10 protein-coding genes are annotated in these 12,272 nt (G+C 44.9%); 5 read left to right on the top strand and 5 right to left on the bottom strand.

Features of this window, described 5'->3' with window-relative positions; translation table 11 throughout:
- Positions 1 to 74: 74 nt before the first annotated feature.
- The 3 genes from GC096_RS10260 to ltrA (GC096_RS10250) all read right to left on the bottom strand — a co-directional run bounded on the left by GC096_RS10260 (position 75) and on the right by ltrA (GC096_RS10250) (position 3,856).
- Complete coding sequence (locus GC096_RS10260; RefSeq protein WP_171630151.1) at positions 75 to 404, bottom strand: hypothetical protein; 330 nt, start codon at positions 402 to 404, stop codon at positions 75 to 77.
- Positions 405 to 653: 249 nt separating this feature from the next.
- Positions 654 to 2,414: a group II intron reverse transcriptase/maturase gene (gene ltrA, locus GC096_RS10255; protein WP_171630150.1), complete on the bottom strand. Its 1,761-nt coding sequence runs from the start codon at positions 2,412 to 2,414 to the stop codon at positions 654 to 656.
- 143 nt (positions 2,415 to 2,557) lie between these two features.
- The gene (gene ltrA / locus GC096_RS10250; protein ID WP_171630149.1) at positions 2,558 to 3,856 is read right to left on the bottom strand and encodes a group II intron reverse transcriptase/maturase; all 1,299 of its coding nucleotides are present in this window, start codon (positions 3,854 to 3,856) and stop codon (positions 2,558 to 2,560) included.
- Between the two features lie 1,606 nt (positions 3,857 to 5,462).
- On the opposite strand from ltrA (GC096_RS10250), the gene GC096_RS10245 reads away from it, so the two are divergent.
- The 3 genes from GC096_RS10245 (at position 5,463) to GC096_RS10235 (ending at position 8,411) form a co-directional block, all read left to right on the top strand.
- Positions 5,463 to 6,632 carry a sensor histidine kinase gene (locus GC096_RS10245; RefSeq protein ID WP_171630148.1) on the top strand — a complete coding sequence of 390 codons (1,170 nt, stop codon included), beginning with the start codon at positions 5,463 to 5,465 and terminating at the stop codon, positions 6,630 to 6,632.
- A complete protein-coding gene (locus GC096_RS10240) occupies positions 6,619 to 7,332 on the top strand; it encodes a response regulator transcription factor (RefSeq protein WP_171630147.1) in 714 nt (237 codons plus the stop codon). The genes GC096_RS10245 and GC096_RS10240 overlap by 14 nt, the downstream gene beginning before the upstream one ends.
- A 191-nt stretch (positions 7,333 to 7,523) precedes the next feature.
- Positions 7,524 to 8,411 (top strand): CPBP family intramembrane glutamic endopeptidase, encoded by an 888-nt coding sequence (locus GC096_RS10235; protein WP_216626084.1) that lies wholly within the window; start codon positions 7,524 to 7,526, stop codon positions 8,409 to 8,411.
- 41 nt (positions 8,412 to 8,452) lie between these two features.
- Here the strand turns inward: GC096_RS10235 and GC096_RS10230 are convergent, their stop codons facing one another.
- The gene (locus GC096_RS10230) at positions 8,453 to 9,040 is read right to left on the bottom strand and encodes a TetR/AcrR family transcriptional regulator (protein ID WP_171630146.1); all 588 of its coding nucleotides are present in this window, start codon (positions 9,038 to 9,040) and stop codon (positions 8,453 to 8,455) included.
- A gap of 160 nt (positions 9,041 to 9,200) precedes the next feature.
- On the opposite strand from GC096_RS10230, the gene GC096_RS10225 reads away from it, so the two are divergent.
- On the top strand, positions 9,201 to 10,097 hold the full coding sequence (locus tag GC096_RS10225; protein ID WP_171630145.1) for a ketopantoate reductase family protein: 897 nt from the start codon (positions 9,201 to 9,203) through the stop codon (positions 10,095 to 10,097).
- A gap of 354 nt (positions 10,098 to 10,451) precedes the next feature.
- Here the strand turns inward: GC096_RS10225 and GC096_RS10220 are convergent, their stop codons facing one another.
- Entirely contained in the window at positions 10,452 to 11,336 is an 885-nt protein-coding gene (locus tag GC096_RS10220; protein WP_171630144.1) for a TetR/AcrR family transcriptional regulator, read from the bottom strand.
- A gap of 140 nt (positions 11,337 to 11,476) precedes the next feature.
- On the opposite strand from GC096_RS10220, the gene GC096_RS10215 reads away from it, so the two are divergent.
- A complete protein-coding gene (locus GC096_RS10215; RefSeq protein ID WP_171630143.1) occupies positions 11,477 to 12,052 on the top strand; it encodes an isochorismatase family protein in 576 nt (191 codons plus the stop codon).
- Positions 12,053 to 12,272: the final 220 nt, after the last annotated feature.

Genomic DNA, 12,272 nt, shown 5'->3' with positions numbered 1-12,272 from the left:
CAGCGAACAAAAAACGGATGCATCGACATCCGCTGTTCTGCTATCGTTCTTTCGTTAGTTCAATGGTGATACCATTACTTTGGGAGTTCGTTAATGACTCCATCCAAAGGAAATACCATCTCCACAAATTCTCCTGAAGTAGCCTTTATATTAACAGCAATACCATCAATCATAACAGACCATTGCCTATTCCCAATAATTTTGTTCCAGAATGAATCATTCTCTAGTAAACAATATGCAGCCTGTTTCTCCGTATCCCAATTACCATTCGTTTTTTCGTTGATTACTTTTACATATTCTTTTGCTTTGATAATAGCACTATTTTCAGTTAGGATGGGTTTTTGAATTTGATAAATTACAAATATGCTTAGAGCTATAAGCAACAATAAAGAAATCCTTTTCATACCTTATTTTCACCTCATACATATAAACGAAAATTGAATCATTTAGTTGTTGAGAAAACGGCAGTCCTTATGCCGGCTGCCGTTTCTTTATGTTTATTAACTATCGGTTTGCAATAGGTAAGCATTTGATGTTATCTCCAGCTTTTCCCCTGCTTCGCACGGAGCGTGCCAGTTTCCAAGCACTCCGCGGTCCATCTAACTGAATTTAATAAATCATAACTTCCTCGTTACTCATTGATTTGGGATATGTTAAACTGGATCTAATGCATATTTTTCACGGTATTGGTTGATCTTGTTCATCATCGATTCCGTTAGATCTAGTTTATTCTTGAGTACGTCAATCGTCTCTTTATGTGTTTGTAGGATAAGTTGCCCTACCTCTTTGTGGAGGATTCGCAAATTATTAAACTTGTCATTTCCACCTAAGTGCAACGGAATATAGTGGTGGCAGTAAACATCGGATGCGAAGAGATACATGCCTGTAATCTCGCATTTCCCCATTTTCATGCTATACCGACTAATTCGATTATCCATATATTCTACACTCTGATTCGGGATGCTAGATTTCGTTAGTAAGTAAATTTCCTGACGTAAATCTGGTCGAAGCTTTTTGTGTATTTGTTCTCTGCCAGCTATGGTAAAGAGAGAAAGCCCTGTACTGAAGCCCATCGTATTCTTTGTTTTCACATTCGCTAGCGGATATAAATAGACTCCAGCTACTTTAAATGTCCTGTAACCCAAGCTGTAAAATTTGCTGTACGTTGGCGGTGGATTTGCAGGATGTTCGTATTTCCCGATTTGTTTGAGACGATTGTACATGAAAGCTCGCAGATCGTAGGCAAGACGTGAGAACGCAACACTAACATGTGTTGCCCGATTGAAGTAGTTGTGAATTCCTAAAACAAAGCTGTTGAACCGTGCAGCGTTTAGTGCCGTAGGCGAAGATCTCATTTTGAGAATATGTTTCTTGGCTTCGCTCCTCATTTTCTGTGTTTTGCCCGATTTAATGCCCGTATGCGCTACTCGCTTATGACCCTTTTTGATCGCTCGGATTGTAAACCCAAGGAATTCCGACTCTCGTTTTCGCAAATTAATGATTTGAGATTTCTCAGGGGACACGTCCAGTTTCAGACGGTCTTTGAGATAAAGAACAACCGCATGATACCATCTTTGGGCTGATCGCCAATCTCTGCAAATGATTTTAAAGTCGTCGGCGTACCGCACCAGGTAGCCTTCTTTCAGACTTGACCGTATTTTCGCAGCTCTTTCTCCTGTTCTTGATTTGAAAGGCTTCTTCAACGGAAAGAGTTCCCATTGACCAGCCACCCAATGATCGAGGTCATTCAGTACAATATTCGAGAGCAGTGTTGACAACAAGCCCCCTTGAGGTACCCCTTTTGAAGGTATTCCTACCCCTTTGATTTTAGCTTTTAGCATTTTAGAAATGCAGGCTAGAACCTTTCTATCTTGAATGCCCATGTTCCAAAGCTGCTTCAAAAGCAACGTATGGTTGACGTTGTCGAAGAATCCCAATATGTCGATGTCTACTACATAATGCATCGAAGCCTGATTGATGAGAAACTGTACTCTTGCCATGGCATGGTGTGCTGATCGAAGGGGTCTGAAACCATAGCTATGGTTGTAGAATTGGGCTTCAGCTATGGGCTCAAGAACTTGCTTGAAGCACTGTTGAATGATACGGTCGAGGATGCACGGGATGCCAAGCGGTCTCATCTTACCGTTATCTTTTTCGATGAGCTTCCGTCTGACATTCTTGGGGCGATAGTTTTGCAGTTTGTTTTGGATTTCACTTACTAATTCGTATTCGGGTCGTTGTTCGAAATCTTTGATGGTTAATCCATCTGTTCCTGGTGTCTTTGATCCTTTATTGGACTTCATCGTACGATAAGCCAGCAAGATATTTTCTCTGGATGTGACGATCTCATATAGATGTGAGAAGGTTTCTTTGTTTGCTGATCTTTCGTGCAAATCCGTAAAAGATTCCGTCATGCCGTAATACTCCCAATTTCGTAAAGTTTGGTCGAGTAGGCGGGGCCTCTCCTTCTCGGATTGTACCCCATACCCCTCTCAGATCCGTACGTGCGCAATTAACGCATACGGCTCCTCACAGCTACCATTCACAGAGTTGAGTATTAGTCGTAGATATTAACGTAGATTTTGGGTTTTGGTAATCCGGCGAACTTGAGGAAACGGAGGAACTTCTCTTTGGTAAAGCTGTCGCGTTGGCTTCTGCGGTTAAGCCATTTAAACAAAAGGTTGTGAACTTGGAACTGGTACGCTCCGAGCTTGCGAAGGTTGTCTGTAATTCCGTAGTATCGGTAGTGCCCTATCAGCTTTGCTCGAACGATCTTTATCAGCTCTAGCGTCCCCATATGTCTATTTTGTCTGACCCATGTTTTGAACGCCTTGACCTTCTGTCTAAATTTCTTACTGCTTGTTTCTCGAATGACTCGAAAGTTGCCCTTTCGGCTTTTCCCGCACCGATGGGTGAACCCAAGGAAGTCGAATGTCTTCGGTTTTCCTTCTCCATTTTCCTCCAAATTCTCCTCCGCATACCGACCGAACCGGATGATCTTCGTTTTCTCTACTGCTACTTCGAGATTGAATTTCTCCAGCCTAAGCAAAAGCGCTGAGTAAAATCGTTCAGCATCCTCTTTGTATTGGAAGCAGCATACGAAGTCATCGGCAAAGCGCACCATTTCTGCTTCTCCCCTACACTGCTTCTTCACTGCGATTTCAAACCACAGGTCGAGTACATAGTGTAGATAGATATTCCCTAATACCGGGGACACGACCGAGCCTTGGGGCGTGCCTTCTTCCGTTGGCTCGAATATTCCGTCTTCTTTAATGCCAGCTTTCAACATTCGATGAATTAGACGATGAATATTCGGGTCGCCGATTCGATCTCCAAGGAATTTCTTCAGCCATTCGTGATCTACATGATTGAAAAATCCCTTAATATCGGCATCCACTACATATCTTGTCTTTCCGTCCTCAATGACTCGGTTTAGCCTCTTTAACGCTTGGTGCATGCTTCGTCCTGGTCTGAACCCATACGAGAAATCTAGAAAGTCTTGTTCATAAATCGCCTCAAGCAGGTTCTTCAGCGCCTTTTGCACTAGTTTGTCCTCGTAAGCCGGAATCCCAAGCGGACGCATGCTTTTCTCATCCTTCGGAATGTAGGTTCTTCTGGCGGGTAGCGGACGGTAACTCTTCTTCTTTAACCGTTCTACTAGATTTCCTACATTTTCTTCTAAGTTCCGCCCATACATCTCTTTCGTTACGCCGTCTACTCCTGTTGCCTTGCCTGTGACCATCCCCTCGTGGCACTGCTTCAATGCTTCCGCGTTGATCAAGTGCCCTATAGAGATGAAACATTCTTTCGGTTTGGCCTTGGCTATCTCCGCTATTCTTATTAATTTCGTTTCCATTTCGGTTCCGCTCCTGTGTGCAGAAAATGTATCCTTAATAAGATCGATATCCGTGTCGCACGCCTTTCCTCCGTCGGCATTACCCGGTTTCATTGGTACTACGCGGCGATCCGACTCCCTGATTGCCATTTGGCTTTCTCACGTCTTTACCGCTTGGCCGCCATACTCCCGCAGATGTTCCTAAATAGTATTAGTCTTGTGGAAGAGCCGTCAGGGTCTCCCAAGTTGCTGAACGGCCATTGGTGAACATGCCTGGCTCTTCGACCCCGGGGAAGTCTCTCGCAAGCTTGCCTGTATCGCTTGCGAGGGATGTTGTCTTCCAGTAACAGTGAGACTGTCGACCTTCCCGATGCATGCATTTCGAGGCTCAATCACTTTCAGGCCTGTACCCTATCTGTCTACGCTTAAACGAACATGTTGCCATCTTCGCTCCAAGACTCGTTATTGGTGGCGTGGCTAACGCCTTTCCAAGCAGGGTTCTCACCTGCTAAGCTCGTTCAACCTAAGCTTGGTCGCTCCACTGTGGCATCCATTGATGTCCCCACGTTCTTACCTGATCGGTGCAATTCACGCTTGGAAAACAATCTTTCTTTTCAGTTAGACTTGGGGCTGTTCCTCCACTCCCATTACAGGAGTTTCACCAGTCATGCCCCTACCCTCACAAGGATGAATGTATTTCGGCATGTGCCTTATAACAACCATTTCGGGTAACAGCCCTTGTTACAATGTCCCTTGCTTTCCAAGTCCCTTACATCCTAGCTATTCTTTCTAGACTTAGGTGCTTCCTCTAGGCCTGTGAGACAGATGCCGCCATTGTTCGGCATAGCGTATTTCATAGGAAAAATTCTTACTTTACGCCACTCACCCCATCTTTTAATGGTACATATGTTTCCATATGTTCTAACTTTAGACCTGTACATTCGGAAGTTCGTCAGTTCAGTTTGTTTGAACATTCTCACCATATCCAGTTTTTCAGCCACGCGACATATCCGTTGGCATACCTTTTCTACTAGAATGGCTTCAGCCTTCGTTCTGTCGAATCTACCTGAACTTCGCACCTCAAGACCTGTTAGTCGTGACGCGCGCAGGAGTATTGGCGGGATGGTTTCAGGATACATGGTTCCGTCATTCCCATCCTTGGTTGTAAAGTTAAGATTACTGCTGTAATCTCCTGCTTTTCACGCTGTTTGGTGCTTATAGCAGAACTTGTCGTACTTCGCCGTTAGCTGAACGGCACAGGTGACAAGATGAAATTTCATCTCCAAGAGTAGCTACCACTAACCATTCATCGCCAGTGTATCCCAGGCCATCTCATCGATTCGATCAAGACACGGCGCAGCAGGTCGACATGCTTTAAATACCCTACCCGTTAGGATACGCGCTGTTTATTCCATATCACTTTGCCCCGAACCGCCGCTTTCCGCGCCAAATAAGGGTTTTATCTATTTCTTGTACCTTAGCGCTAGCAGGCGTTCCAAGCCCCTCAATATCTTCCCCTTGACGGATAGCATATCAGATTTAGAAACCTTTTATTCCCATTGAGGTTCCTTACTTCATGTATAATTAAGGAAAAACCATTTGTTATGCTGAGTAAGGAAGGATACCTATGAAAAAAGTTTTTTATATGATGGATTGGGGGATATTTGGGCTCCGGTCCTATAATTATGTTTTGCTGTGCGTTCATATTTTAATGGACAATGCATATTCGTCTCGATTGCTCGTGAACATGATTTGGATCTTGGCAGCCTTTATTATTCCCATCCTATTCTGGTTTCCACAACTAAGGAAGAACAAGGAATGGTTCATCTTCCTTGAACTATTGCTAGGCGGATCTTATTATTTTACATCGTTCATGCAGGAGGATCAGTTAGGGAGTGTCGATTATCTCATTCCAAGTCTTACGATCGGTTACTTATTGACTAGGAAGACCACTTGGGCTATGCCGGTGCTCTTATTACTACCCTTTACCAGCATGGTATTCGGCGAGGTTACATGGGACCTCGCACTCGGTTCAAGCTCAGATAACCTTCTCTTCTCATTGATCGGGATATGGGTCAACTTCATCGCCAAAGCCTATCATGAGAAGAATCAATTAGCTAAAGAAATTGATGAACAGAATAAATTGTTGACCCTATATGCTGCAGAGATCGAACGGATGACTCTGCTAGAAGAACGAAATCGTATGTCCAAGGAGATGCATGACACGTTAGGACACTCTTTTATTTCCCTTATTATGAGTCTGGATGCGGCTATTGCGCTTCTAGACAAAAAACCGGATCTAGCTAAAGAGAAATTGATTCGTATAAGAGGACTAACAGAACAGAATTTGGATGAAATGAGGGGCATCGTCCACAAGATGGGGGAGGAAGAGAATATAAGTTTAGTAGACCACGCCGAGGGACTCATCGACAGCTTTCGAGAATATACCGGAACTGTCATTCGTCTCACGCTGGAAGGAACAGAACGTATCCTTCGTTTCGATGTGCGGCAATCGATCATTCGGGTGATACAAGAGTCTTTTACGAATGCACTCAAGCATGGAAAAGCTACGGAAATCGAGCTCAGTCTCTGCTTTTTCCCATCAGCTCTGCTTGTGTCCATTCGAAATAACGGAATACCCTTGGATAAGGTAGAGTACGGGTTCGGCCTAACAAACATGAAGAATCGGATGGAGATGCTGGGAGGTACTTTCTCCATCTCCGCCTTAGCGGTCGTCGGCGCTGAAGTCAGGTGTGAAATTCCACTGAAGGGAGATAAGCTGTATGACGAAAATTAAAGTACTCATCGTTGATGATCAGGAATTGATCCTGGAAAGCCTCAATATCGTACTCGAAATGGAAGACGATATTGAGGTTGTGGGATTGGCGAAGAACGGTGAGGAAGCTATCCACCACTGTGCGGCATCTCAACCGGATCTCATCCTCATGGATATTAATATGCCTATTATGGACGGCGTTGTTGCTACAGAGAAGATCAAACTTCGATTCCCGTTAACGAAAATTATGATTCTAACTTCGTACAAGGAAGTCGAGTATGTTCTGGCAGCGTTAAGCCATGGAGCTGAAGGCTACCTGCTCAAAGCCATCCATCCCAAAAACCTTATCGCCGGCATACGGGTGGTTCATACAGGAGGCACGCTCATTTCGCCGGAAATGGCAGACAAAATGATCAAAAGCATGCTGAAAAATACGGTTCCACCGGCTATGGATACAAGCGACTTGAAGCCTGAAATACTGGAGAAAAACAACGAATTCGGTCTTAGTGCCCGCGAAGTCGAGGTTCTTCATAAGCTGGCGTTAGGGCTACGTAATCAGGATATCGCTAAGGCATTATTCCTTAGTGAAGGTACGGTTAAAAATTACATCTCTAATATTTATTCGAAATTGAATGTAAAAGGAAGAAGAGAAGCTGCCTATAAGGCCAGGGAAGTAGGAATGATTATCGATCCTATAAGAGCACACCCTAAGGAAGAATGAAATGATGCCATAGCACAGCTCAAAGCCGACATCGCAACGGATGTCGGCTTTTATTCTGCCAAAGTCATATGACCACGATATGACTGAACGGCACTGCTAACGCATGACTTTTTTCAACTATAGTGTGAATTGTAGCCTGTGATATTAAAGCTTATATCGTAAATCTGTCAAAGGAAGGGATGTGATCACTTATGATAAGAAAAAGGAAGACATCCAACATTGAGGGCCTTAGTGGTCGAAGAACGTCTGCGATTGTTACATTGTTCCGATTCCCCCTCATCTGGATGCTCGTGGGAGCGCTGGGGATCGTCCTCACCAATGTGATATTCAGCAGGTTATCAGAAGATACGAATGCACTAGGCGACGTCTTGTTAGCACTTATCGGAAGCGCCGCTGCGATCGTTATCTACTGGCTTACGATGAGGTTCCTGGCGCGGCGACTGGTTCCTGAACTTCTGCTCCAACGGCGTGCGGTAAAAGAAGTTATTTTCGGCGCTGTCGTCGGCCTTATCTTTATCATCGTTTCAACAGCCCTCATCGTCTTATTCGGTGGGTATTCATTCGAGTGGGCCGACGTTAACACCAGCTCTGTCGTTTGGCCTGTCATCGCTACACAACTCGTCGCTGCCTTTATAGAGGAATTGATCTTTCGGGGGCTTGCCTTTCAAGCCATTGAAAAAATGGGCGGAAGTTGGATTGCATTGACCTTAACATCCCTCTTCTTTGGGGCCGCTCACCTAGGCAACCCCGGAGCTACGGCTTGGGGAGCCCTCTCTATTGTCATTGAAGCTGGTGTATTGCTAGGTGCAGCATTCCTATGGCGGCGCAATGTTTGGTTTATCGTTAGCCTCCATTTTCTCTGGAATACAATAGAGGGACTCTTGGGAATCCCCGTCTCAGGCCACCCCTCCTCCGGACTTTTCACAGTCGAAGTTACGGGCCCGGCCCTTCTCACTGGAGGCAACTTTGGCCTTGAAGGTTCGATAATACCTGTCATCATCAGCCTGTTGATCGCCATTCCTATGCTGATTTCTGCTCGCCGCAAAGGACATCTCCTATCTCCCCGTCAAGATTCATAAATAGTTCGACTCACTTGTCCAAAATCGCAAAAGCTGCATGTCTATTTATCGCCACTGCGATACAACCTTAGACCGTTCATGACATAAGGACGAACAATGTCTACCAACCCATCGGTTCGATCTTTTTCCTCGACATTTAACCAATAATGCGCAGCGCTATAGATCGCCGAACCTGTCATGGCCGCCATGACTTTGATAGGGTGCCTGTCCACGCCAAGATGCGTAGCTCCTTGTAGAAAGATGCTTTCTATGGTTTGCAGCAGCATTTTCTTTATTTTCTCATCGATAAGCGTAGCCATCGGCTTGGAATCCATTCTGCATGTCTGATAAAAATCCACGATGTATCGGTGCGTCTGCAAGATTAGCTGGTCACATATTTCATCCGTAAACTCCCGTGCATTCGCCACTTGCTCCGGAATCATCTCATGGAACGCCTGTTCGGTTACTTCGTCAAGCAAAGCATATTTATCTTCAAAATGGGCATAAAAAGTGGCTCGGTTAATGGTTGCTTTCTGCGCGATATCCTTGATGGTGATGGCATCAAATCCTTTTTTCCGTAACAAATCTCTGAACGCTTCTTTAATTAACTGTCGTGTGCGCAACACCCTCGGATCTTCCTGATTTACCATTTCAATATCTCCTCGGTAAACATCAATTATGACAATGTGTTGCCTAAACAACTTTCAACTAACTCTGCCGGTTGAGATCACAAGCATGCAGTATTATCATATTATCTAACAAGTGTTGCTTAAACCATTTATGACTATTTATTTGAAAGGAAGGATTCTATTGAACACCAAGCCCTATCGACTTCTGATATTTGGCGCCGGCGTGATTGGCAGTGTATACGCACTCCGATTTGCACAATTCGGACTGGACGTAACCTTGCTGGCACGAGGAAAGAGGCTGGAGGCACTTAAAAGGAACGGACTGTCATACAACGACAATGGAACGATCAAGCAAATATCGGTCAAGACGATAGACACGCTTGAGAACGACGACATTTATGATTATATCTTTGTTCCCGTACGATATGATCAGGCCGAATCTTCCCTGACTGCAATCAAGAACAATAAGAGCAAAACCATTGTCACCTTGACCAACACCATAGGATATGACAGCTGGCTTGAAATCGTGGGAGACCGACTGCTCCCAGGATTCCCGGGTGCGGGTGGAGACATCAAAGAGGATGTTCTATACGCCCAATTTGGTTCCCAAAAACATCAAGGGACCATTTTTGGTGAAATAAATGGACGGACGACTGAAAGAGTGAAAGAACTTGCCCAACTATTCGAATCGGTCAATTTGCATTATGAAATCCAAAAAGACATTCTGGCATTCCATATATCGCATATTGCGTTGGCTATCGTCAACAAGCATTTCTACACGAATGACGGAATGGTGGATATTGAGACAGCAAGAAGTGTAAAGATTCTAAGCAAGATTGCTGCAGATATTAAACAGAACATTCACCTGGTAGAGCAAGCCGGAATTCCGGTAATCCCACCTGAAACAAAGGCAATGGGAGAACTGCCTGAGAGCGATATTATTTCCCGTTATCGTCAGATGCTGAGCAATGATTTTATCATTGATGTAAAGCTTGGGAACCATGCTGTCAGCCAAAAGGCGGAAATATTGTTATTAGATAAGAGGTTTCATAAATTGATAACCGAGATGCAACCGTAAGCGCGGCGCCTGCCTCTTCGAAGGAATTTTTGCATTATCTGACTTTTTCAGATTCGGTAAAGCTGGAACCCTAGTTCCAGCTTTAATAATAAGTCCTATAAAATTACGAATATTGAAGCAATAATGAGATAGATTCGCCTTCTCAGAACAAAGAGCCAAGCACGGTAATAAAATGAAATAGCAGGAAATAAGAACCGTTTCATGAAGCTGATCAAATTGGAGACAGCTGCGCTTTCTCATATCCGCCATCTGTGAAGTGATACATCATATGTATATATCGACAAGTTTTAAGTCCACTCGCAAGAACGACCGTTTCATGCGAATGGCATCTCTTTTTCCTGATTCCCCTCACTCCTACTCTTCCAGAACAATCTGCTTAAACTGGATTACCGAGCTTCTCAGTTCTTGCTCTTGTTCCAAATAAGCGCAAAGTGCTTGAATAAGCGACTTTCTAGGCTGAGCCTGAGTCATCTCCGCCCCTAACAGCTGAACAATCTCTTGCAATTCCTTCCGCCGAGCAGTCCCGCCAGGCCAAGTCTCGAGCAGCGCAACCACTCTGCTGAACATCTCCTCGGCAAGTCGTTCTTTTTCGTTATTCCAGTCGTCTGAGCCTGAGAGAATGAATTTATCATAAGCACTTCGCCCAAGCAGCCCCTTTGAACCTGACCTAGTCATGTGCTCGACCAGCGCATCCAGTTTATCGACGATAAACCAAGCTGTATCCTCTATCGACAGCGACTTCACCTCGTTGATGATGCGCTGCAGATAGTCCTTAATGATCGCGCGATATATAAAGATTAGGTCCCAGAGAAACGGCTCGATTCGCTCACTATAGACTTCTAGCAGCCAAGACCTATGCCAATCCATCATGCGGGCGCGAACATGACTCCTCAGTGAACGAAAAGTCTCGTACTGCGTAATCGGAAGATCGATGAAGTTGACCATAATGTGTCGGTATTCAATAAAATACTGAAAGCGAAATACGATCTGATTGACGAGGCTCTCTTTGGGAGTGCCTATCTCGGTTTTTTTTAAGCGCTCAGCCTGATCAAAATAAACCGTCTGACACTCGTCGAAAACCGCACACAACAAGTCCTCTTTAGATGGAAAATATTTATACACCGAACCCTTTGCAATGGAGCAGTCTTGGGCGATTTCCTGAATCGAGGTCGCCAAAAATCCTTTTTCATTAAACATCTTTGAAGCCGAACGAATGATATCCTGCTTGGTTGCGCTCATTCTCGCGTACCCCCTCTTGACACCTTTAAACATATAGTACAAAATATTGAACATAGAGTCAAATGACCCTTTGTCCGATATTTTGTACTTTTGGTCAAGCAAAGGGCGTACTCGATTTCTTGGTTGGAGCGTGATTGATCGTGGAAGAACTATTGTTTCAATTCCCTAAGACGGCATTAATCGTAATCGACTTGCAGAAATGGCTTGGAACTGACTTTGCCCCTCACTCGAAGGAGCAAGTCATTAGCCGTGCAGCCACAATGGTTCAAACCTTCCGAGAGGCAGGCGCTTTTGTTGGGATTGTTCGCGTATCCACGAAAGATTTCAAAGACATGCCGCGTCCGCTGCTAGATCAGGCCCCTCCGGCATTAAATCTGGTGCCGGGATGGGATGAGATCGTACCCGAGATCGGAGTCACCGATACCGACCACCTGATTACAAAGCGTCAATGGGGAGCCTTTTATGGAACGGACTTGGATCAGCAGTTGCGCCGGCGGGGCATCACGACAATCGTACTTTGCGGGATCGCGTCTGGTATCGGCGTGGATACCACGGCGCGTGAAGCTTTCGCCCATGGATATCAGGTGGTATTCGCGATTGACGCCATGACCGGCTTCAGCGAGACGGAACATGAGCACGTGAGCAAGCTTATCTTTCCCCGTATTGGCAGAATCCGTACGACCGAAAACATTCTTGCTTGCGCCGCGCTTCAATGAATGAGACATCTGAGAACTCGAATTGGAGTTCTTAGTGGAACAAGGAATTGCTGGCCCTCTAGAAACCTAAATAATTCTTATATAGAGAAGAGGCGACGAATCCTATTAAATCAAAGGACTCGCCGCCTCTTCTTTACGAAAATTTGCGTCATTTGTGATATGGTTCACCTCGAATGATCCTCAACTAACGGCTTATTGTTTACACTATTCGGGTAACGGG

This window comes from Paenibacillus plantarum (assembly GCF_013141695.1).
Classification (GTDB): Bacteria; Bacillota; Bacilli; order Paenibacillales; family NBRC-103111; genus Paenibacillus_E; species Paenibacillus_E plantarum.
The sequence above is the reverse complement of the archived record's forward strand: the minus strand, read 5'-3'. Positions and strand labels throughout refer to the sequence as shown.